Source organism: Aeromonas sp. QDB11 (assembly GCF_027705265.1).
Classification (GTDB): Bacteria; Pseudomonadota; Gammaproteobacteria; order Enterobacterales; family Aeromonadaceae; genus Aeromonas; species Aeromonas allosaccharophila.
This window is the reverse complement of the sequence record NZ_JAPDBM010000029.1, coordinates 20091-42353: the sequence shown is the minus strand read 5'-3', so window position 1 is coordinate 42353 and position 22263 is coordinate 20091. Positions and strand designations below refer to the sequence as shown.

Sequence of the window (22263 nt, the reverse complement as noted above, 5' to 3'; positions counted from 1 at the left end):
CCGTTAGCGAATCCATATTGAATGAATAAAAATGACCGACAACGCCTGATCAAAACGCGCCTGATAATTGACAAAGAAGTCAGTGTAAAAGCGTTGGCCGGTACTTTTTCTGTGACCGAAAGAACGATCCGCAATGATTTACAGGCGCTAGCTGGCAAGCATCTTTGCGAAATGTTCTATGGCGGTGCCAGATTGATCAAACATGATGAAGACATCTATTTTGAATCAACATCCATCAACAATATATCGACTCTGCTTGAGGCTCCCTCCACCACCAAGGCCAGGAGTTACCCTGCGGTAAGCAGGGCCAATGAAACCTCTCCAGAGATTTATATATTGGGATCATTCAATATTGACATTGTATTAGAAGTAAATGAATTTCCAAAAGTTGGGGAAAGTGTGCTGGCTCACTCTACTAAATATTATGGTGGTGGCAAGGGAGCAAACCAGGCAATTGCGGCTGCAAAAATAAATGATCAGGTCCACCTGACAATCAAAGTGGGTCAGGACCTGTTTGCCGATAGAGCCAAAAACTACCTGGCGAATGCCAACATTGCCTCATTGAATATTCTTGAGGATGCAGAGCACCCAACGGGTAATGCCATTATTCTGGTGTCACAACCCTCTGGCGAAAATGAAATTGCAATTAACTTGGGTGCCAACAGCCACATCACAGTAGATGATATTATTCATGATCTCGATTATATTCGTGACTGTCGCGTTTTTTTGACCCAACTTGAAAACAACTTCGACATCATGTCACTTGCGATAACTTATGCAAAGAAAAGTGGTGCGACGACCATTCTCAACCCGACGCCATATAATGATAGCGTGAAGAAAATATTGCCTTTTGTCGATATCATCACCCCCAATGAAATTGAGGCTTCTGATTTGTCTGGCATTGTTATCAATGATCATGAATCAGCCAGACTGGCGGCAGAGAGAATATATAAGCTGGGGGTTAAACATGTCATCATCACGCTGGGTGATAAAGGGTGCCACTATTTTAACGGGAACCGCCACTTTCATTTGGTTGGGCACAAGGCAGCCGTAATTGATAGCAGCGGGGCTGGCGACTCATTTAATGGTTCGCTTGCTGCTTCTATTGCCAATGGTAAATCGATTGAAGATTCACTGATATTTGCCAATGCATTCGCATCATTGAAAGTCGAACGTCGTGGTGCATCAAATATGCCAGACACATCTCTGGTTGAAGCAAGGTTATCCACAAATAATTTGTAACAACACACTGCAAACAAATTAACTGCCAATCTATTTACACTATTACTGACAGAGGTATTTATGTTAGTCATCCACTCGTACTCCATTGCGATTATCATGTGTATTATTACCATGATATGTTGGGGCTCTTGGGCCAACACCACCAAGCTGGTTGATGAAAAAAAATGGCCTTTCCAGTTATATTATTGGGACTATTCAATCGGCATCCTGTTGTTTACCTTGCTGCTGGCGTTCACGTTAGGCTCGTCCGGTGATGAAGGCCGCCACTTTATAGCCGATTTACAGCAAGCTGATTGGCACAACTTTGGCCTGGCCATCCTCGGTGGCATCATTTTCAACCTGGGTAATATCTTGCTGGTAGCCGCTATTGCGCTGGCGGGAATGGCTGTTGCGTTCCCGGTTGGCGTCGGGATTGCACTGGTACTTGGCGTTATCGTCAATTATCTGGCCGTACCGGTTGGCGAACCTTATGTGCTCTTTATCGGCGTTGCCTGTGTCACCGTTGCGATTATCTTGACTGCTATTGCTTACGGCCGTCTCAAGCAGCAGCAGAGTGCAAAAATGCGTGGTTTGATCACTGCCATCATTGCCGGTGTGGTCATGGGCTGGTTCTATCGCTTTGTCGCAGCCTCTATGGCCGCTGATTTTTCTGCACCAGCAGCCGGTTTGCTCACTCCTTATTCCGCACTGGTCTTCTTCGCCGTTGGTGTGCTCCTCTCCAGTTTTGTCTGGAATACCATCATGATGAAGAAGCCAATCTCTGGCCCGGTCATTGATGGTAGCGATTACTTCAAAGGAACCATCAAAGAGCATGCGGTCGGTATTCTCGGTGGCATTATCTGGAGTATTGGCATGAGCTTCAGCATTTTGGCCTCAGGCCCGGCTGGCTACGCTATTTCCTATGGCCTCGGTCAGGGTGCCACCATGATTGCCGTTATTTGGGGTGTCTTTGTCTGGCGTGAATTTGCCAGCGCACCAGCCGGAACCAACAAGCTCATCAACGCTATGTTTGCTTTCTATATTCTTGGCATTGCTCTGATCATCGCCGCGAATAGCATTTAATACAGGATAACTATCATGTTGAATAATAAAATTGTCGTTCTGGGTAGTACCAATCAGGATCTGGTTAACAAATCCAGCCATCTGCCAAAAAAAGGCGAGACCATCATCGGCTATGAGTTTTTCAGCGCTCGCGGTGGCAAAGGCGCCAACCAGGCAGTAGCTGTCAGCAACATGGGCGGTAAACTCAGTTTTATCTCCTGCCTGGGTAAAGATGATTTTGCCAACCAGTTGATCGCGGATTATCAGCGATCCGGTATGGATACCAGCAAAATGGTTCAACTGGACGATGTGGCCACCGGCTTGGCCCTTATCATGGTCGATGAGCAGGGCTGCAACTGCATCAGTGTTGCCCCCAACGCCAATGCCATGCTGACCAAAGCATTTGTTACCGAGCAACTCGATAGCCTGCGCCAGGCAGACTACTTGCTGATGCAGCTGGAAACACCGATTGATGGAGTTGAGCTGGCAGCCAAAGAGGCCCACCAGGCCAATACCTATGTGATTATCAACCCGGCCCCCGCCAAACCCTTGAGTGATGATGTCTATCCCTATATCGACCTTATCACCCCCAACGAGACAGAAACCGAGATCCTGACTGGCATCAAGGTGACTGATCACGCCAGCGCAGAAGAGGCCGCCACCCTGTTGCAGCAAAAAGGGGTGAAGAATGTGATCATCACGCTGGGTGAGAAGGGGGCGTATCTGCAAAGTGCCGATGGCATCAAGGAGATCATTGCGGGCTTCCGGGTCGATGCCAAAGATACCACCGCTGCTGGCGATACCTTCAATGGCGCATTAACCGTTGCGCTGAGTGAAGGGAAATCCCTGCGCGATGCCGTGCTCTTTGCCCACCGTGCCAGTGCCATCTCGGTCAGCCGCATGGGGGCGCAAAGCTCCATTCCGAGCAGGGAAGAGGTCGAACAGTTCAACCATTAATGCCACAAACAAAAGCCCCGGAGTCATGCTCCGGGGCTTTTTATTTCTTCCTGACCCGCTCTGATTTAACAGAACTGAAGTTCGGCAATCACCTCTTCAAACTCCCCATGACCTGCATTTCGCAGCGGTTGCAGTCAAAACGCAGGCGGAAGGTGTCTTTACCCATCTTGAGCTCCAGCGGCTCGGCCTTGAGACCGGGCACCTCTTTCGGGCAGAGGTTCTGGCTGTAACGGATGCAGTGCTTGGTGATCATCAACACCACTTCACCCTCCTCCTTGTTCGCCTCGTAGGCGGGGGCAATACGCTCCACCCCGTGTTCGCGGAAGAACTGCTCGGCGGCGCTGTTCAGTACGTTGCCAAGATAGGAGAGACGGTGCTGGGGATAACTGATATCCCGCAGGGCGATGCGTCGCTCGGGACGCTGATAACTGGCCACCCGCGCCGCCTCCAGCGCGGCGATGCCATCCCGGCGCAAGCCGTTGAGCTGTGATGCCGCGATAAATAGCGGGTGAGTGAATACCAACTCAATCTTGCGCGCCACAAACAGGGTATTGCCGAGTTTGCCGAGCTGGTCACGCGCCTGTTGCAACGCCCGCTCCGGGTTGTCGGCAGGCTGTTTGTCACAGGGAAGCGTCACCGCGGCGCTGATACCCTGCTCATCGGTAAGCGTGAGGCTCACGCCCTCATCGCACTCTGCCAGCACCATATCGACCCGGATGCGGCGATCCGCGCTCGCCTTTTCCAACATCTTGCTGAACGCCTGATCGTGGTTACGGTAGATTTCGGTCCCCACCTTCAGCCCCGGCATGCGTTCTGACAGGAGTAACTGCTTACCTTCGACCTTGTTGAGGCGCATCCCCACCAGCTCGTTGTTCGGCTTGAAGAAGCCGAGACCGTCGCCGTTGTTGAGGCTGACCTGCTTGCCGTCGATCTCGATACCGTCACGAGTCACCTTGGTGACTCGCCCCAGCGGCTCGCCCACATATTTCGGGCTCTTGGTGGAGTCGATCCCCTGCTGACGACCATTGAGGAAATAATCGGTTGCACCACGGTTGAAGCTCTTTTTCGGATCCGGCTCGAAGCTGTAACTGCAACGACCTGCCGAAGCGGCCACCAGATCGGAGCGGCTGTCGAGAATGGCGTCCAGCTTCTGGCGATACCAGGCAGTGACGTTCTTGACGTAGTCGAGCCCCTTGAGACGCCCTTCGATCTTGAAGGAGCGGATGCCCGCTTCGATCAGCGCCTCCAGGTTGTCGGTCTGATCCATATCCTTGAGCGACAGCAGGTGGCTGTCGGCCACCAGCACTTCACCATCCGGCTTTTGCAGCGAGCAGGGCAGACGGCAGAGCTGGGCACATTCACCGCGGTTGGCGCTGCGCCCGGTACGGGCATGGCTGATATTGCACTGGCCGCTGTAGGAGACGCAGAGCGCACCGTGGATAAAGAACTCCAGCTGCACATTGGTCGCCGCACTGATCTCGCGGATCTGCGCCAGCGACAGTTCGCGCGCCAGCACCACCTGAGAGAAGCCCACATCCTGCAGAAACTTCACCTTCTCCGGTGTGCGGTTGTCGGTTTGGGTACTGGCATGGAGCGCGATGGGAGGGAGGTCCAGCGCCAGCAGCCCCATGTCCTGCACGATCAGCGCATCGGCCCCGGCTTCATAAATCTGGTGGGTCAGGCGACGCGCCTGCTCCAGCTCGTGATCGTGCAGCAGGGTGTTGAAAGCGACAAAGACCTGGGCACCGAAACGGTGGGCGTGACGCGCCAGCGCTTCGATATCTTCGAGGGAGTTGCCCGCCGCACTGCGGGCGCCAAAGGCGGGGCCACCCATGTAGACGGCATCCGCACCATGGTTGATGGCTTCGATGCCGTAGGCGAGGTTCTTGGCCGGAGCCAGCAGCTCCAACCGGTTGTTGTGGCTTAAAGGGTGCTTGTTCTGGTGCATGGTCTCGGGATCAGGGCGGACAGCAAATGGCCGCTACTCTAGCCCATTCACCGCCCGCGTGCCTTGATCCCGCTTAAGGTATCCGCAAAATGCAGGATTAGATAACCGCTTTGAGTGCCAGCAACAGATCGCCCACGAGAGGACTAAAGCACCACCTTCAAGGCCAACCCAAGCAGCACCAGGCCGCTCACCTTGTCGATCACAAAGGATTTGGCTTTGAGCCACGCCAGTACGGGCCCACGCGAGAGCACCAGCGCCACCAGCACGTACCAGACGGCGTCGATCCCGCCCGCGGTGAGCATCATGATGCCCCCTTCGCTCCAGCCGGTATCGGCTCGCACAAACTGGCTGAACAGGGCGATAAAGAAGACCGCCAGCTGGGGATTAAGGAAGGCCACCATAAAGCCTTCAAATGCCCCCTGCCGACCACGCAACTGATGCACCTCTTCACTCGCTTCGCCACTGGCAGGTTTGGCAAGCAGGGCTTTCACCCCGAGCCAGGCAAGAAATGCGGCGCCGCCGTAGCGGATCAGATCAAACAGGATCGGGGTCTGGGTGATCAGAATGGAGAGGCCAAGTGCGGTCACCAGCGCATAGATACCAACCCCGAAGCCGTGACCGAGCGCGGTGGCGACGCCGTGACCCTGCCCGCCCTGCACCGTGTTGCGGATGATCAGCGCCAGACTCGGCCCCGGGCTGATGGCGCCCATCACGCAGATTGCGGCCAGTGCCAGCCAACTCGTCAATTCCATACTTTTCCTCTTTTGTGCTCGATATGATGACCTGCACTCAGGGTACGGGCTGAGCCATTATGCCAGTAGTGAAAGTTATGAATAGAACCCATAACTGATGGCTATAGCACCACACAACTGACTGGGGCTAATCACCGAGTTCGAGCAGCTTGCGACTCTCGCCGACTGTGCGTTGCAGGTGATCCCGCAGGAAGGGGTAGGCCAGCTCGCGAAACCAGCGGTGGGCCGGATCCTGATGGTGGCGCTGATGCCACAGCAGATGATACTGCTGGTCGCGGGTAGCAAACGGCAAATCGACAAAGGTGAGCTCATGGCCGCAGGAGAGCTGCCAGGCGATATGAGCCGGGGTGGTCATCAGGCAATCGGTGCGCAGCAACACCTCCACCGCCGCCTGAAAGAAGGGAACTCTGGCAAACCAGCGCCGACTCAGTCCCTGCGGCGCCAACACCTGCTCCACCGGACTGTCCTTGTCGCCACCGCCGCTCACCTGCAGGTGAGGCCAGGCGAGATAGTCATCGAGACTCAGCGCCTTGCCTGCCAGCGGATGGTGACGTCCCATCAGCACCGCCAGCCGATCTTCCCCCTGATGCAGACCACGGATCTGATCCGGTACCTGCTCGGTGATGGTGGAGACCAAATCGAGCTCGGACTGCCACAGTTGCGGCAGCTGACGCTTATCCCACAGGCTGTACTCCAGCGCCGCCAACGGCGCCTCGTTGGCGAGCGCGGCGCAGATATCGGGCAGAATATGTTGGGCAACATAATCAGAAGAAGCGAGCCGAAATACCCGCTCGCAGCGGCTCGGGTCAAACCCGGGCGCCTCGTAGAGCCGCTCCAACGCACCGAGAGAATCCGCCAGCTGGGCAGCCAGCAGTTCGGCACGCGGCGTCAGCAGCCAGCGTTGCCCCTCCCGCACCAGCAACTCATCGTCAAACTCGCTACGCAGCTGGGCAAGCTGCTTGCTGATGGAGGGTTGACTCAGGTGCAGCAGCTCGGCGGCGCGGCTGATATTACGGGTCTCCAGCAGCACCTTGAGGGTCGGCAGCAAGTTGAGATTGGCTCTGAGCAAGGGATACCCTCATCGGTGGCGAAACGCCTATCTTAGGGCAGACGAGCCCCGCGTTTTAAGCAAAATTTCCTGCCATGTTCAGCACGTTGCAGCCCTTTGCGGCCAGATGGCGCAGCCGCTCGCCCTGCACATAACCATGACCACAAGATGACAGTGGTTGTCTCGTACGGCATAATTGCACGATTTTCCGCCCGCGGGCGATCCACTTTGAGAAGCGGTAACAAGATGAAATACGCCAATATCACCGGCTGGGGCAAATGCCTGCCTCCCTCCGTGCTGACCAACGATGACCTCAGCACCATCATGGATACGTCAGACGAGTGGATCTATCCGCGCACCGGCATCAAGGCTCGCCGGATCTCCCACGTCAGCACTTCGGATCTGGCAACCTTGGCCGGTCGCCGCGCGCTGGCTTGTGCCGGTCTGGAAGCGAGCGATCTCGATGGCATCATCCTGGCGACCGCCACCCCGGACAACCTGCTGCCAAGCGCCGCCTCTGCGGTGCAGAAGAAGCTCGGGGCCGTCAACGCCGCCGTGTTTGACCTCAACGCCGCTTGCACCGGTTTTGTCTACTCCCTCTCCGTCGCTACCTCACTGGTGCAGACCGGCATGATGAAGAAGGTGCTGGTGATTGGCGCCGAACGCCTCACCTACCTGCTGGACTGGGCACGCCGCGATACCGCCGTACTGTTTGGCGATGGCGCCGGTGCCGTGGTGATCGAGGCAAGCGAGCAGGAGTGTGGCCTGATTGCCAACAAGCTCGGCTGTGACAGCGAAGCCCGGGAGATCCTGCACGTACCGAACTTCGGTACCGATCGGGTGCGTTTTGCCGATATCGACGGCCTGTTCACCTTCAACTTCGAAGGCCCGGAGATCTTCAAACGCGCCGTACGCGGCATGGGTGAAGCCACCAGCACTGTATTAGCGCAGGCTGGCATTGCGCCGGAGCAGGTCGACCTGATCGTCCCCCATCAGGCCAACATCCGCATCATCGAAACCCTCGCCAAGCGGATGAACGCGCCGATGGAGAAGGTAATGGTCAACATCGAAAACTACGGCAACACCTCCGCCGCCACCGTGCCCATCGCCCTGTGCGAAGCGCTGGAGCAGGGTCGCGTCAAGCCGAACTCCTATCTGCTGACCGCCGCCTTCGGTGCCGGTCTGACCTGGGGTGCCGCCATCATCAAGTGGGGCGATCGCGTCACCCCCATCAAGGCGTGCGATGCCGAACTGCCGCCGTGCGACAAGAGCGCGCTGGAGCTGATCGCCCACGCCGTCGAAGGGTGCCAGAAGGCCCACGCCAACGAGGCCTGATCCTCATCAGGAGCCTGAATCATCAGGCTCCTGCTCTCCTTTTTCTCTCCACCTCTCTCCGCTCATCCTTCGCAATCCTCTCGATACGGCAATCGCTGATACAAACAAATCCGATTTGCAGCCAATTTATTTTTTTCCGCTAACCTTATTGTGCCAACTATAAATAAAGAAAAGAGCTTCAAGGGGCACCATGACTGTTGCAGTCCCGCTCCTTTACCTCTTACCAAATAATTGCACAGGGATAAGCTACGTATGGCACAACACAAAAGTGGCGTGAACACACCGCTTTGGGAACCGGTTTGCTGGATTTGCTGCATCGGGCTCGGTCTGCTGAGCTGTCTGTTGCTGCAACTCGCCGATGCGCTGTCACCTCTCTACCTGCTGCTCAATGTGCTGGTTGCCATTGCCGCCGCCCTCTGGACATCGAGTCACTTCCATCAGCACATACACCGCAATCGTACCGAACAGATAGAACCCGCTGCCACGAATGCCATCGCCCACTCCATCGTCGGGCTGGAACAGGTGTGCGAGAAGGCGCTGCCCATCTGGTCCCAACAGATTGAAAACTCTCGTCAACAAACCGAAGCGGCGATGATTGACCTGACCCAGCGCTTCAGCGGGCTTGCCAACAAGCTGGAAGAGGCGGTCAATGCCTCCCATCTGGCAGCCGGTGAACTGGGTGATGCCAATTCCCGTGGCATGGCCGGAGTCTTGAGCGAGAGCCAGCGGCAACTCAATGAGGTGGTTGCCATCCTGCATTCCGCCCAAGCCAATCGGGACGCCATGCTGGGTGAGATAAAAAGCCTGACCACCTACACCATAGAGCTCAACACCATGGCCATGGATGTGGCCAAGATCGCCTCCCAGACCAACCTGTTGGCCCTCAACGCCGCCATTGAAGCAGCCCGGGCAGGGGAAGCCGGTCGTGGCTTTGCTGTGGTCGCTGATGAAGTGCGCAACCTCTCCCGCCTCTCCAGCGAAACCGCCCAGAAGATGACCGACAAAGTCGAGACCATCAATACCGCTATCGGTCGCGCCTTCCAGATTGCCGAAAATGCTGCCGCACGGGATCACGCCTCGGCGCTCAATTCGGAGCAGACCATCGAACAGGTGCTGGCCCGTTTCCGCCATGCCACCGACAGCCTGGCGGAATCCGCCTCCCTGTTGCAAAACGAGAGCACCGATATCCACCGCGAAATCTCCAGCGTCATTGTCTCGCTGCAATTTCAAGACAGGGTCAGCCAGATCCTCAGCCACGTCAGACAAAACATGGAGAGCCTCTCCAGCCACCTGATTGCTTCCGAGCAAAACAGCAATTCATCCGGACCAATCCAGATCGATGCCAATCGCTGGCTGGCAGAGATGGAGCTCTCATACGCCACCGACGAGCAGCGCAATATTCACCATGGTCGCACCACCCGTTCTACCAAAGCGCAACCAAGCAGCGCCGACATCACATTTTTCTAGGAGAGAGATATGGGCAAAACGATCCTGATCGTGGATGACTCGGCAACCATTCGCCAAGTCGTAGGCATGACCCTCAAGGGCGCCGGTTATGAAGTGATGGAGGCGAGCGATGGCAAGGATGCACTCAAGAAACTTGATGGCAAGAAGATCAACCTGATCATCAGTGACGTCAACATGCCGAACATGGATGGCATTACCTTCGTCAAAGAGGCCAAAAAGCTGGCCAGCTATAAATTCACCCCCATCATCATGCTGACCACCGAATCGCAAGACAGCAAGAAGCAGGAAGGACAAGCTGCAGGAGCCAAAGCCTGGGTGGTGAAGCCCTTCCAGCCCGAGCAGATGCTGGCCGCTGTCGCCAAGCTCATCATGCCGTGATCCGGAGTGCATCATGCAACTACAGAGCGAGCGGCTCGACAACAAGGTGGTGGTGACCCTGCCGGACGAGATCACCATCTATACAGTCAGCGAGCTGAAAGAGGCACTTTCGCCCTTATTGCATCAGGGGCGCGAACTGGAGCTGAATCTGGCGGCGGTATCCGAGATAGACAGCGCAGGGCTGCAACTGCTGCTGGCGGCAAAGAAAACCGCACTGCAGCAAGGCACCTCCCTGGCGCTGGTCTGGCATAGCCATGTTGTGCTTGAACTGCTGGAGCTATGCCAGCTCTCGGCCTTTTTTGGCGACCCCACCCTCATCACCCATGGCGAACGGCCCTGAGCCAGCATGACAAGGAGTCACCGTGAGCATCGATCTTGATCAGGCTTTACAAACCTATATCGCCGAGGCACGCGAGTTGCTCGAAGAGATGGAGTCAGCGCTGCTCTCACTGGAGGCTGACCCTGACAATAGCGAGCTGATTGGCGCTATCTTCCGTGCAGCTCACACCATCAAAGGGTCTGCTGGCCTGTTTGGTCTGCAGCCCATCGTCGGGTTTACCCATATCATCGAGGATCTGCTCGACCAGATCCGCAATCAGCAGCTCACCGTCACCTCCCCTCTGATCAAGGATCTGCTGGAGAGCTGTGACCACATCCAGACGCTCATCAGTGTCGTTGCGGAACAGGGCAGCACGTTAAGCGATGGCGATGCCAGCCAGGATGAACGGCTGAGGCTCACCCTCACCCGTCATCAGTGCGTCCCCCATACCACGCTGCCAGATACGGTGCATACGCCGGAACCAAAAATCGAAAAAGAGGGAGGGATTACCAGCTCCGCCTCCTTGTGGCATATCTCCCTGCGTTTTGGTCCCGATGTGCTGCGCAATGGCATGGATCCCGCCGCATTTCTGCGCTATCTCGGCACACTCGGAACCCTCTGCTCGGTGGAGACCATCCATCAAGGACTACCAGATTGGGAGCAGTTCGATCCTGAGAATTGCTACCTCGGCTACGAGATAGACTTCGACTCGCAGGCAGACAAGACGGCCATCAGCGATGTCTTTGAATTTGTCAGAGATGACTGCCAGATCACCATTTTGCCGCCCCACAGCAAGATCGCCGAGTTCATCAACCTGATCGAGTCGCTGCCGGAAGACAACGCCATGCTGGGTCAGTTGCTGGTCAACACCGGCGCACTGACCGCAGAGGAGTTAGCAAACGGTCTTCAGGCACAGCAAGCAACCCCGGCTGAGCAAGCGCCCAAGCTCGGAGAAATCCTGATTGCGCAGGGTGCCGTCAATGAAGCCGTAGTCGATGCCGCCCTGAAAAAACAAAACCAGACCAAGGAGAGCAAGAGTAAAGAGGGTCGTTACGTCAGGGTACATGCCGACAAGCTGGACGATCTGATCAATCTGGTCGGGGAGTTGGTGGTCGCCAGTTCAGGAGCCAATCTGCTGGCCCAGCGCACCCGAGAAAGCCAGCTACAGGAAGCCACCTCGGTCATTGCCATGCTGGTGGAAGAGATCCGTGACAGCGCGCTGCGCCTGCGAATGGTGCCTATCGGCGATACCTTCAACCGCTTCCAGCGGGTAGTGCGCGATGTCAGCCAGGAGCTGAACAAGGATATCACTCTGGTGATCTCCGGAGCCGAGACCGAATTGGACAAGTCGGTAGTAGAGAAGATCGGCGATCCGCTGATGCATCTGGTCAGAAACTCGATGGATCACGGCATCGAATCGGCAGAACAACGGCTGCTGGCAGGCAAATCCCCCCGCGGCACCCTGAATCTCAACGCCTATCACGACTCCAACAGTATCGTCATCGAAATTCGGGATGACGGCGCCGGTCTCAACAAAGCCAGGATCCAGCAAAAAGCCATCGAACGCGGTCTGATCAGCGCAACCACCACGCTGACGGATCAGGAGATATACAACCTGATCTTCGAGCCGGGGTTCTCCACCGCAGAGTCGATCACCAACCTCTCCGGTCGCGGGGTGGGCATGGATGTCGTCAAACGCAACATAACTGCCCTGCGTGGTACGGTCGATCTCGACAGCATCCCGGGAAAAGGAACCCGTGTGCAGATCCGCCTGCCGCTGACCCTCGCCATCATCGACGGCTTCCTGGTGCGAGTCTGCGACACCCATTACGTCATTCCACTCGATATGGTGATCGAGTGCGTTGAATTGACCCAGAGTTCACTGGCCGACACCCAGGGGCGCAATTACATCAATTTGCGTGGTGAGGTGCTGCCCTTTATCCGCCTGCAACACTACTTCGATACCAATGGCAGCAAGGGGCGGCGTGAGAACATTGTCGTGGTCAGCCATGCAGGCAAAAAATCCGGACTGGTGGTGGATGAACTGCTGGGAGAATTCCAGACCGTCATCAAACCGTTGGGGAAATTGTTCCAGCGCCTGCAGGGCATCAGTGGCTCAACCATTCTGGGGGGAGGTGAGGTCGCCCTGATCCTCGACATTCCCTCGCTCATCCAGCACGCGATCACCCTGGAATCCTGTCAGCTCAACAACTTGACGGTGTCGCGCAACCAACCTCAATCCAGCCTCAACTGAGGGGGCCATCATGTTTAAAAACTCCACCATCAAATTGCGCCTCATCGTGCTGCTCTGCATGCTTTGCCTGCTGCTGCTGGCCGTTGGCGGCCTCGGGTTATACAACATGCAGAGCAGCAATACCGGGCTACAGCGCGTGTACAACGACAGGGTGGTTCCCCTCAAGCAGCTGAAGACCATCTCCGACAGCTATGCCGTCTCGATCATCGACAATCTCAACAAGGCTAATGCGGGGCTGATCCCGGCAGAAGAGGCGTTGAATCAGATAAAACAGGCCCAGCAGACCATCAAGAGCGAGTGGCAGCACTACCAATCCACCACTCTCACCCCGGAGGAGCAGCGCTTGTCAGCCGAGGCGAGCACCCTGTTCAACGCGGCAGATTCCGATATTGGCAAGCTGGAGAAATTCCTCGCCACCCAGCACGGCATGATTGCCGGCATGCTGAACAATTTTGACGGCACCCTCTATGGCTCCATCGACCCGATAGGCAACAAGATCACCGAGCTGGTCAACCTGCAGCTCAATGTGGCCAAGTCGGAATATACCGCTGCACAATCCTGGTATGACGTGATGCTGATAACCATGGCGGTGGTTATCGCGGTCGGCATCGTGCTCGCCGCCTGGTTTGGCACCCTGCTGATTAAAAGCATCATTACTCCCATTGAGCAGGCCCTGCGTGTGGCCAATAGTCTGGCCGATGGCAATCTGGATGTATCGATCAAGATAGAGTCCAACGATGAAGCGGGTCAGCTCTTGATGGCGATGGACAACATGGTCAAGAAGCTGGGGGCCTTGATCACGGATATCGAGACCTTGGTCACCGCCGCCGTCGAGCAGGGAGACTTCAGCCACAAGATTGCACTGGAGGATCGCCAGGGCTATATCAAGCGGGTATCCGAGCTGCTGAATCGCCTCTCCCATGTCACAGATACCAGCCTGGAAGATGTAATGCGCATCGCCACCGCGCTCTCCAAAGGGGATCTGACTCAACGGATCGATGAACCCTACCCCGGTATTTTTGGCCAGACCAAAGACGGCCTCAACCAGACCATCACTGCGCTAACCAATATCATCGAAGAGGTCCGCAACGCCGCCGACAACCTGACCAATGCCTCCAATCAGGTGAGCAATACGGCGCAGGCATTGAGTCAGGCCACCAGCGAGCAGGCGGCCAGTGTGGAGGAGACCAGCGCCTCTATCGAACAGATGAGCGCCAGCATCAACCAGAACACCGAGAACGCCAGGATCACCGACAGCATGGCCAGTAACTCGGTGCTGGAGGCCACCGAAGGGGGTCAATCCGTACAACAGACGGTGACGGCCATGCAGCAAATCGCCAGAAAAGTCAGCATCATCGATGACATCGCCTATCAAACCAACCTGCTGGCCCTCAATGCGGCCATCGAGGCGGCTCGCGCCGGAGAACATGGCAAAGGCTTCGCGGTAGTTGCCGCCGAGGTGAGGAAACTGGCGGAACGCAGCCAGATCGCGGCGCAAGAGATTGGCGAGCTCTCCTCCGACAGCGTCAGCAAGGCAGAGCGGGCCGGCAGTCTGCTGGAGAAGATCGTCCCCTCCATTCGCAAAACCTCTGATCTGGTACAAGAGATCAATGCTGCTTCCGGGGAACAGGCCAGCGCGGCCAACCAGATCAGCCTGGCCATGAGCCAGCTCAATCAGGTCACGCAGCAAAACGCAGCCAGTAGCGAGGAGCTCGCTGCCACGGCGGAAGAGATGAGCTCGCAAGCCAGTGAACTGCAACAAACCATGGCCTTTTTTGCACTGGAAAAGCGCCCCCAGGTTAATGCCAGAGTTCATGAGGCCAACCACAAGGGCGTGCCTCCCAGAGGCAGTTTCATCGCACCGCCACAACGGGCCAGCCAGCCCAATCAACCATCATCCCATGCCATTGATGAAGCGGATTTTGTCCGTTTCTAACCGGAGGCGACCATGCATACATCCACCGACATCACGGTGCCATCAGCGGCCGCTGACGAGAGCAGTGGCGATGCCCAGTATCTGACATTTCTGATCAATAACGAGATGTTCGCCATCAATATTCTGGGAGTCAAAGAGATCATCGAATACGGCAATATCACTCCGATCCCGATGATGCCCGGTTTTATTCGCGGCGTAATCAATCTCAGAGGAGCGGTCGTGTCGGTCGTCGACTTGAACGCCCGCTTTGGCAATGCCCCTTCGCTCATCACTCGCCGCAGTTGCATCGTCATCATTGAGGGGATGGCCCCACAGGGCGATGAACCAGTGGGTCAGGATATTGGCGTCGTGGTGGATTCCGTATCGGAAGTGCTGGGTATCCCGCAAGCAGATATCGAGCCCCCGCCCAGTTTTGGTGCCCGCATCCGGGCCGACTTTATCAGCGGCATGGGTAAGGTCAACGGCAAATTCGTCATCCTCATCGATACCGAAAAAGTGTTGTCACTCGATGAGATGGCTCAACTCAGTGAACTGGCCCAGCCACAGGCAAGGTTGCCACAAAGCAACCTGCAACCCTCCTGAACAGGCCCATATACACCACGACATGCAGCATAAGGAAACGCTCATGACCCACTCACTCTTTGGCAAACTCTTCGGAAACAGCGCGGCCGAAGCAAGACAGCAGGCCCAACTACTCAATGCTATCGGGCAAGTACAGAGCACCATTGAAGACGATCAGGCTCCGGCTGCAATCGAACTTTCCGGACTGGATAGCCCGCTGCGTGAAGTGGCCATCGCGGTCAACGACGTGATTGCCCTGTTGAGCTGCAAGCTGGAGCAAAGCCGGAACGAGATCAGGAATAGCCAGATGCTGCTTCATGAAAACCGGCTGGTTCGCAAGGCGCTCGACTGCGCCAGCACCAACGTGATGATCGCCGATACCGACCTCGACATTATCTATATGAACGAGGCGGTGACCGGCATGCTCAATCAGGCTGAAAGCGACATCAAGAAAGAGCTCTACAGCTTCAATGCCAATCAGCTGATGGGCGCCAATATCGACAGCTTTCATAAAAATCCCGGCCATCAGCGCGCCATGCTGGCCAAACTCAACAGCACCTACCGCACCCAGATCCAGCTGGGGGGACGCACCTTCTCCCTGATTGCCAATCCGGTCTTCAACGATAGCGGCGAGCGACTAGGCTCCGTGGTCGAGTGGGCAGACCGTACCAAGGAGGTGATGATAGAGAAAGAGATGTCCGACATCGTGCAGGCCGTGATCAATGGCGAGCTGCACCGCCGGATGGAGCTGACGGGTAAAAGCGGCTTCTTTCAGGCAATGGGGGAAGGGATAAACCAGATTGCCGAAGTGATCGACAGTACCCTCAACGATGTTATCCGGGTCGTACAGTGTCTGGCGAAAGGGGATCTGACCCAACAGATAGAGGCTGATTATCCCGGTATTTTTGGCACCACCAAAGATTCGCTAAACACCACTATCGCCTCGCTGACCAAGATTGTCACCGAAGTGCGTGGCGCCTCTGACAATCTCTCCAGTGCCGCCGAGCAAGTCAGCGCGACTGCCCAGTCGATCAGCCAATCCAGCAGTGAACAGGCCTCCAGCATGGAAGAGACCAGCGCCTCCATCGAGCAGATGAGCGCCAGCATCAACCAGAATACCGATAATGCTCAGGTCACCGATGGCATGGCCAGCAAGGCAGCCAAAGAAGCCGTTGAGGGAGGTGAAGCGGTCAAACTGACCGTCGATGCCATGAAACAGATCGCCAGACGGATTGGCATCATCGACGATATTGCCTACCAGACCAATCTGCTGGCGCTCAACGCCGCCATCGAAGCGGCGCGCGCCGGCGATCACGGCAAGGGCTTTGCCGTAGTGGCGGCGGAGGTGCGCAAACTGGCCGAACGCAGCCAGGTTGCAGCACAGGAGATTGGCGAACTGGCGTCAAGCAGCGTCGAGATGGCGGAAAAAGCCGGTCGTCTGCTCGATCAGATGGTGCCCTCCATCAACAAGACCTCGGACCTGGTGCAGGAGATCAGCGCCGCCTCCAATGAACAGTCCACCGGCGTCAGCCAGATCAACCTGGCCATGAATCAGTTGAGTCAGGTTACCCAGCAAAATGCCTCTTGCAGCGAAGAGCTGGCTGCCACAGCGGAAGAGATGAGCAGCCAGGCCGAACAACTGCAGCTGGCCATGGAGTTCTTTACCCTGGAGGCCCACACCAAAGAAGGCAAAGCCACCTCGCACCTTCACCCCACTACCCGAGGGCGCTTCATGAACGAGAACAATGCCAACAGTCGGGAGCGGGCCGCCACCACACAACGCCCCATCAACGACGGCGATTTTGTCCGGTTCTAGTCACGGGAGAGGCATTGCCTCTCCCGCATCCGACAACACAGGTAGAGGGACAGGGTTTTGTATCAAACCCAGCTGCGTGATGATGAGTTCTCCCGTTTCCAACGCTGGCTTCATCAAACGGCGGGGATAGAGCTGTCTCCAGCCAAGAAGGCGCTGGTTGCCAGCCGCTTGGCAAAACGCCTGTGCCACTATGAGCTGGACAGCTATGACGACTACTTCCAGCTCATCATGAACGATCGCAGCAGCGAACTGCAGCTGGCGCTCGATCTGCTCACCACTAACGAAACCTACTTTTTCAGAGAGCCAAAACACTTCGAGTTTCTGACCCGGGAGGTGCTTGCACGCTTCCCGAGTGAACGCACCTTGCGGATCTGGAGCGCAGCCAGTTCATCCGGCGAGGAGCCCTACAGCCTGGCCATGACCCTCGCGGAGAAACGCGGCACCCTCAACTGGGAGATCCTGGCCTCCGATATCTCGTCCCGGGTGCTGGAACAGGCGACGAGCGGCCGTTACCCCATCGAGCGGGCGCACAACATTCCCCTGCCCTTTTTAATGAAATACTGCCTCAAGGGCGTTGGCCTGCAGGAGGGGATCTTCATCATCGATCGCAAGTTGCGGGACAAGGTGCAGTTCATGCAGATCAACCTCAATCAGGATCTGCCGGACATCGGCTTGTTTGACGTCATCTTTATCAGAAACGTGATGATCTACTTCAACAAGGAGACCAAGGGGCAAGTGTTGCAGCGGCTGGTGCCCAAACTCAAACCCGGTGGCTATCTGCTGGTCAGCCATGCCGAGAGTTTGCATGGCTTGCATCACGGACTGCAGCTGGTATCTCCCTCCATTTACCAGAAGAGATAAATCATGGCACGGGAGGTGATTCTGCAACCCGGTGAACTCTTCTTTGGCAAGGAGGATGTTGTCCTCAAAACCGTGCTGGGCTCCTGCATTGCCATCACCCTGTGGCATCCGGAACAAAAGATGGGCGGTATGTGCCACTACATGCTGCCAACCCGGGGGCGGCCAACCACCCTGCTGGATGGCCGCTATGCCGATGAAGCCATCACCTTGCTATTACAAGCTGTTGCGCAATATCCGCCCCCTCTCGACGAATACGAGATCAAATTGTTCGGAGGCGGCAATATGTTCGACCAGCCACACTACGCCAAACGCGATAACAATGTGGCCACCAGAAATATTGAGGCAGCCTGGCAGCTGACCCGACACCTTGGCCTTGATATCAAAGCCCACCATCTTGGCCATAGCGGCCACCGAAGCCTGATTTTTGAACTCAGCAACGGTAGTGTCTGGCTCCGCCATCATCGTCTGCCACATCAACGGGAGTCGCGAGAATGAAGCAGATCCGGGTCATGCTGGTGGATGATTCCGCCGTGGTCAGACAGGTATTGCAAGCGGTGCTGGAGCAGGAGCCCGATATCCGGGTGATCGCCACGGCATCGGATCCCCTGTTTGCGCAGGAAAAACTGAAGAAAGAGTGGCCTGACGTCATCGTGCTCGATGTGGAGATGCCTCGTATGGACGGCATCACCTTTCTCAGCAAGATCATGGCGGAGCACCCGACGCCAGTGGTGATCTGCTCCTCCCTCACCGAGAAGGGTGCCGAGACCACCTTGCAGGCGATGGCTGCCGGCGCGGTGGACATCATCACCAAGCCGACCATAGGGATAAAAAGCTTTCTGCAAGAATCAGCTCACGATCTGGCCATGGCGGTGCGTGCTGCGGCCCAAGCTAACCTCAAGCGCGTGGGCAAGCCCTCCTCTGTGCCGGTCAGCGCCAAGCTGAACGCCGATGCCATGCTGGCCCCCAATCAGCACGCCATGGCACAAACCACCGAGCGGCTCATCGCCATCGGTACCTCGACCGGTGGCACCCAGGCCCTTGAGGCAGTACTGACGGCCCTGCCCCGGGTCAGCCCCGGCATTGTCATCGTGCAGCACATGCCGGAGAAATTTACCGCCATGTTTGCCGAGCGGTTGAACGGGGTCTGCCAGATAGAAGTGCGGGAGGCGAGAAACAATGACAGAGTGATCCCCGGGCTGGCGCTGATTGCCCCTGGCGGCAAACATATGCTGCTCAAGCGCAGCGGGGCCTACTATCACGTCGAGGTGGTCGACGGGCCGCTCATCAACCGCCATCGTCCCTCGGTGGATGTGCTGTTTCGCTCTGTCGCCAAATATGCCGGCAAGAATGCCACCGGCATCATCATGACCGGCATGGGGGATGATGGCGCACGGGGATTGCGCGAGATGCTGGAGGCTGGTGCCAATACCTATGCCCAGGATGAGGCATCCTGCGTGGTGTTCGGCATGCCCAAGGAGGCAATCAAGCTGGGGGCTGCTCGCCATGTGCTTCCCTTGCAAGAGATGCAATACGCCATCCTCGGCAGGTAATCCCTTATCGCGCGTGTTGACCATAAAAAAGTCCGGCTCCCCAAGGGGAGCCGGACTTTTTACATCAACCGGCACAGGTCCGGTATCAGGCGAGCAGATTACTCTGCAGCAGGCGCTTCTTCAGCGGCCGGAGCAGCCTCAGCAGGTGCTGCCGCTTCGGTCGGGGCGTTCGCTTCCTTGATGGAGAGACGTACGCGGCCCTGACGGTCCACTTCCAGTACCTTCACCTTGACCACGTCACCGATGGTCAGGTGGTCAGCCACGTTCTGTACGCGAGCGTCGGTGATCTGGGAGATGTGTACCAGACCATCTTTGCCCGGCAGGATGTTGACGAATGCACCGAAATCGGCCAGACGGACAACTTTACCTTCATAGATGCGGTTCACTTCGATCTCGGCGGTGATGGCCTCGATGCGACGGATCGCTTCCATGGCGGCTTCGTTGGCCACGGCGGAGATACGTACAGTACCGTCATCATCCAGCTCGATGTTGGTGCCAGTCTCTTCGGTCAGCGCACGGATCACGGAACCACCCTTACCAATCACATCCTTGATCTTCTCGGGATTGATCTTGATGGTGTGGATACGCGGTGCGAAATCGGAGATCTGGGCACGCGGAGCCTGGATAGCTTCGTCCATCACTTTCAGGATGTGCAGACGAGCGCCACGAGCTTGCTTCAGCGCAATCTCCATGATCTCTTTGGTGATGCCTTCGATCTTGATGTCCATCTGCAGCGCGGTGATACCTTCGGTAGTACCGGCCACTTTGAAGTCCATGTCACCCAGGTGATCTTCGTCACCCAGGATGTCGGACAGCACGACGAAACCTTCTTCTTCCTTCACCAGACCCATGGCGATACCGGCAACGGAGGCCTTGATCGGCACACCGGCATCCATCAGCGCCAGGGAGGAACCACAGACAGAGGCCATGGAGGAGGAACCGTTGGATTCGGTGATTTCAGACACCACGCGCACCACGTACGGGAACTCGGCGGCGCTCGGCATCACGGCAGCAACGCCGCGCTTGGCAAGACGGCCGTGACCGATTTCACGACGCTTCGGGCTACCCATCATGCCGGTCTCACCGACGCAGTATGGCGGGAAGTTGTAGTGCAGCATGAAGCGATCGGCTCGGTTGCCGGTCAGCTCGTCGATGTTCTGGGCGTCACGCTCGGTACCCAGAGTGGCAACCACGATGGCCTGAGTTTCACCACGGGTGAACAGGGCGGAACCGTGAGCACGGGGCAGAATGCCGGTACCTACGCTCAGGGCGCGGATCATTTCCGGATCGCGACCATCGATGCGCGGCTCGCCACGAACTACGCGACCACGAACGATGCGGCTTTCCAGGCTGTGGAACTCTTCGCCGATCTTCTTGGCATCTTCTTCCACGCCGGACGCAATAACTTGCTCAACCACACGGCCCTTGATGGCAGCGATGGTTTCATAACGAACAGCCTTCTCGGTGATGCGGTAGGCTTCACCCAGCTCGGCGGTCGCCAGCTCGGCAACCTTGGCTTTCAGCGCTTCGTTGACGGCAGGCGGAGTCCAGTCCCACGGCTTGGTGCCAACGGCAGCGGCAAACTCGTTGATCGCGTTGATCACGGTCTGCATCTGGTCGTGACCAAATACCACGGCGCCCAGCATCACCTCTTCGGAGAGGATGGCCGCTTCGGACTCAACCATCAGTACCGCGTTGGCAGTACCGGCAACCACCAGATCCAGATCGCTCTGCGGCAGTTCGGTGGTGGTCGGGTTCAGCACATACTGACCGTTCATGTAACCCACGCGGGCCGCCGCAATCGGGCCGCCAAACGGGATACCGGAGATGGCCAGTGCAGCAGAGGCACCGATCATGGCAACGATGTCAGGGGATACGGCCGGATTCACGGACATAACGGTCGCAACGACCTGAACCTCATTGAGGAAGCCTTCCGGGAACAGCGGGCGAATAGGACGGTCGATCAGACGGGAGATAAGGGTCTCGCCTTCGCTCGGACGGCCTTCACGACGGAAGAAACCACCCGGGATACGACCAGCAGCATAGGTACGCTCCTGATAGTTGACGGTCAGCGGGAAGAAATCTCGGCCGTGATCGGCCTCTTTCTTGCCAACTACGGTCACAAATACGCAGGTATCGTCCATGCTGACCATTACGGCCGCAGTGGCTTGACGGGCCATCACACCGGTTTCCAGAGTGACGGTGTGTTGACCGTACTGGAATGACTTTACAATAGGATTCACGTGAATTTCCTTTTTACAATTTGGCTCTTTAAATTCGCGCACAAGTATACTTGATTCGATGCAAAAGGTAAGCGGCGACGCGAATTCTGTGAGGCAGGCAACGGCTTGAAGAGCAATAAAAAAAGGGGAACCTGATGGTTCCCCTTTTTCGCGAAATCTGATGGTCGATTAACGACGCAGACCCAGCTTGGCGATCAGAGCAGCGTAACGCTGAACGTCTTTACGCTTCAGGTAGTCCAGCAGCTTACGACGCTGGGAAACCATGCGCAGCAGACCGCGACGACCGTGGTGGTCCTTGGAGTGCTCTTTGAAGTGACCTTGCAGATGGTTGATCTGGGCAGTCAGCAGGGCAACTTGCACTTCGGGGGAGCCAGTGTCGTTGGCGCAACGAGCGTTGTCAGCAACGATGGAAGCTTTGATCTCAGCATTTAGAGACATGGTATTACTCCGGTAGAGTGTTTAAAGGTTCACAGCCAATCTCTAATTCAGCCGTGAAATGAGGGCGGTATCATAATCGTCCCCGCCCCTTTTCGCAACGATAAAGACGCGCGCAGG

Annotated in this window: 19 protein-coding genes; 14 read left to right on the top strand and 5 right to left on the bottom strand. The window is 56.7% G+C overall.

The features are described from left to right. Positions 1-21: 21 nt before the first annotated feature. The 3 genes from OKC40_RS11625 to rbsK are packed head-to-tail and all read left to right on the top strand — an operon-like array spanning position 22 to position 3240. Positions 22-1242: a PfkB family carbohydrate kinase gene (locus tag OKC40_RS11625; protein WP_270795301.1), complete on the top strand. Its 1221-nt coding sequence runs from the start codon at positions 22-24 to the stop codon at positions 1240-1242. 60 nt (positions 1243-1302) lie between these two features. Further along, entirely contained in the window at positions 1303-2304 is a 1002-nt protein-coding gene (locus OKC40_RS11620; protein ID WP_234605660.1) for a GRP family sugar transporter, read from the top strand. 15 nt (positions 2305-2319) lie between these two features. Beyond that, positions 2320-3240, top strand: coding sequence for a ribokinase (rbsK, locus tag OKC40_RS11615; protein ID WP_234605663.1), 921 nt, complete (start codon positions 2320-2322; stop codon positions 3238-3240). Between the two features lie 88 nt (positions 3241-3328). Here the strand turns inward: rbsK and OKC40_RS11610 are convergent, their stop codons facing one another. The 3 genes from OKC40_RS11610 to OKC40_RS11600 all read right to left on the bottom strand — a co-directional run bounded on the left by OKC40_RS11610 (position 3329) and on the right by OKC40_RS11600 (position 7009). Further along, positions 3329-5188, bottom strand: a complete 1860-nt coding sequence (locus OKC40_RS11610) for a peptidase U32 family protein (protein ID WP_234605664.1) — start codon at positions 5186-5188, stop codon at positions 3329-3331. Positions 5189-5331: 143 nt separating this feature from the next. Next, on the bottom strand, positions 5332-5940 hold the full coding sequence (locus OKC40_RS11605; RefSeq protein WP_058052371.1) for a LysE family translocator: 609 nt from the start codon (positions 5938-5940) through the stop codon (positions 5332-5334). Positions 5941-6067: 127 nt separating this feature from the next. Next, the gene (locus OKC40_RS11600) at positions 6068-7009 is read right to left on the bottom strand and encodes a LysR family transcriptional regulator (RefSeq protein WP_234605665.1); all 942 of its coding nucleotides are present in this window, start codon (positions 7007-7009) and stop codon (positions 6068-6070) included. 225 nt (positions 7010-7234) lie between these two features. Here OKC40_RS11600 and OKC40_RS11595 point away from each other — a divergent pair, with 225 nt between their 5' ends. The 11 genes from OKC40_RS11595 (at position 7235) to OKC40_RS11545 (ending at position 19465) form a co-directional block, all read left to right on the top strand. Beyond that, entirely contained in the window at positions 7235-8323 is a 1089-nt protein-coding gene (locus OKC40_RS11595) for a ketoacyl-ACP synthase III (RefSeq protein ID WP_021230362.1), read from the top strand. Positions 8324-8575: 252 nt separating this feature from the next. Continuing rightward, a complete protein-coding gene (locus OKC40_RS11590; protein ID WP_234605666.1) occupies positions 8576-9790 on the top strand; it encodes a methyl-accepting chemotaxis protein in 1215 nt (404 codons plus the stop codon). Between the two features lie 9 nt (positions 9791-9799). Next, entirely contained in the window at positions 9800-10168 is a 369-nt protein-coding gene (locus tag OKC40_RS11585; protein WP_042060288.1) for a response regulator, read from the top strand. A 13-nt stretch (positions 10169-10181) separates the two neighbouring features. Then, the gene (locus OKC40_RS11580) at positions 10182-10508 is read left to right on the top strand and encodes an STAS domain-containing protein (protein WP_058052376.1); all 327 of its coding nucleotides are present in this window, start codon (positions 10182-10184) and stop codon (positions 10506-10508) included. 22 nt (positions 10509-10530) lie between these two features. Continuing rightward, complete coding sequence (locus OKC40_RS11575; RefSeq protein WP_234605667.1) at positions 10531-12741, top strand: chemotaxis protein CheA; 2211 nt, start codon at positions 10531-10533, stop codon at positions 12739-12741. A gap of 10 nt (positions 12742-12751) precedes the next feature. Next, entirely contained in the window at positions 12752-14677 is a 1926-nt protein-coding gene (locus OKC40_RS11570; RefSeq protein WP_234605668.1) for a HAMP domain-containing methyl-accepting chemotaxis protein, read from the top strand. A gap of 12 nt (positions 14678-14689) precedes the next feature. Then, positions 14690-15259, top strand: a complete 570-nt coding sequence (locus OKC40_RS11565) for a chemotaxis protein CheW (RefSeq protein ID WP_139409806.1) — start codon at positions 14690-14692, stop codon at positions 15257-15259. Between the two features lie 43 nt (positions 15260-15302). Continuing rightward, entirely contained in the window at positions 15303-17054 is a 1752-nt protein-coding gene (locus OKC40_RS11560; protein ID WP_234605669.1) for a methyl-accepting chemotaxis protein, read from the top strand. 57 nt (positions 17055-17111) lie between these two features. Next, positions 17112-17915 carry a CheR family methyltransferase gene (locus OKC40_RS11555; protein WP_234605670.1) on the top strand — a complete coding sequence of 268 codons (804 nt, stop codon included), beginning with the start codon at positions 17112-17114 and terminating at the stop codon, positions 17913-17915. Between the two features lie 3 nt (positions 17916-17918). Then, complete coding sequence (gene cheD, locus OKC40_RS11550) at positions 17919-18410, top strand: chemoreceptor glutamine deamidase CheD (RefSeq protein ID WP_234605671.1); 492 nt, start codon at positions 17919-17921, stop codon at positions 18408-18410. Then, on the top strand, positions 18407-19465 hold the full coding sequence (locus tag OKC40_RS11545) for a protein-glutamate methylesterase/protein-glutamine glutaminase (RefSeq protein WP_234605672.1): 1059 nt from the start codon (positions 18407-18409) through the stop codon (positions 19463-19465). The genes cheD and OKC40_RS11545 overlap by 4 nt, the downstream gene beginning before the upstream one ends. A gap of 98 nt (positions 19466-19563) precedes the next feature. Here the strand turns inward: OKC40_RS11545 and pnp are convergent, their stop codons facing one another. After that, complete coding sequence (pnp, locus tag OKC40_RS11540) at positions 19564-21708, bottom strand: polyribonucleotide nucleotidyltransferase (RefSeq protein ID WP_042060109.1); 2145 nt, start codon at positions 21706-21708, stop codon at positions 19564-19566. A 168-nt stretch (positions 21709-21876) separates the two neighbouring features. After that, positions 21877-22146 carry a 30S ribosomal protein S15 gene (gene rpsO, locus OKC40_RS11535; RefSeq protein ID WP_005326646.1) on the bottom strand — a complete coding sequence of 90 codons (270 nt, stop codon included), beginning with the start codon at positions 22144-22146 and terminating at the stop codon, positions 21877-21879. Between the last annotated feature and the right edge of the window lie 117 nt (positions 22147-22263).

Excerpts from the sequence above, each read along its gene's own strand:
- OKC40_RS11625 (WP_270795301.1), top strand. The coding sequence starts at position 22 with ATGAATAAAAATGACCGACAACGCCTGATCAAAACGCGCCTGATAATT.
- OKC40_RS11620 (WP_234605660.1), top strand. The coding sequence starts at position 1,303 with ATGTTAGTCATCCACTCGTACTCCATTGCGATTATCATGTGTATTATT.
- rbsK (WP_234605663.1), top strand. The coding sequence starts at position 2,320 with ATGTTGAATAATAAAATTGTCGTTCTGGGTAGTACCAATCAGGATCTG.
- OKC40_RS11610 (WP_234605664.1), bottom strand. The coding sequence starts at position 5,188 with ATGCACCAGAACAAGCACCCTTTAAGCCACAACAACCGGTTGGAGCTG.
- OKC40_RS11605 (WP_058052371.1), bottom strand. The coding sequence starts at position 5,940 with ATGGAATTGACGAGTTGGCTGGCACTGGCCGCAATCTGCGTGATGGGC.
- OKC40_RS11595 (WP_021230362.1), top strand. The coding sequence starts at position 7,235 with ATGAAATACGCCAATATCACCGGCTGGGGCAAATGCCTGCCTCCCTCC.
- OKC40_RS11590 (WP_234605666.1), top strand. The coding sequence starts at position 8,576 with ATGGCACAACACAAAAGTGGCGTGAACACACCGCTTTGGGAACCGGTT.
- OKC40_RS11585 (WP_042060288.1), top strand. The coding sequence starts at position 9,800 with ATGGGCAAAACGATCCTGATCGTGGATGACTCGGCAACCATTCGCCAA.
- OKC40_RS11580 (WP_058052376.1), top strand. The coding sequence starts at position 10,182 with ATGCAACTACAGAGCGAGCGGCTCGACAACAAGGTGGTGGTGACCCTG.
- OKC40_RS11570 (WP_234605668.1), top strand. The coding sequence starts at position 12,752 with ATGTTTAAAAACTCCACCATCAAATTGCGCCTCATCGTGCTGCTCTGC.
- OKC40_RS11565 (WP_139409806.1), top strand. The coding sequence starts at position 14,690 with ATGCATACATCCACCGACATCACGGTGCCATCAGCGGCCGCTGACGAG.
- OKC40_RS11560 (WP_234605669.1), top strand. The coding sequence starts at position 15,303 with ATGACCCACTCACTCTTTGGCAAACTCTTCGGAAACAGCGCGGCCGAA.
- cheD (WP_234605671.1), top strand. The coding sequence starts at position 17,919 with ATGGCACGGGAGGTGATTCTGCAACCCGGTGAACTCTTCTTTGGCAAG.
- OKC40_RS11545 (WP_234605672.1), top strand. The coding sequence starts at position 18,407 with ATGAAGCAGATCCGGGTCATGCTGGTGGATGATTCCGCCGTGGTCAGA.
- rpsO (WP_005326646.1), bottom strand. The coding sequence starts at position 22,146 with ATGTCTCTAAATGCTGAGATCAAAGCTTCCATCGTTGCTGACAACGCT.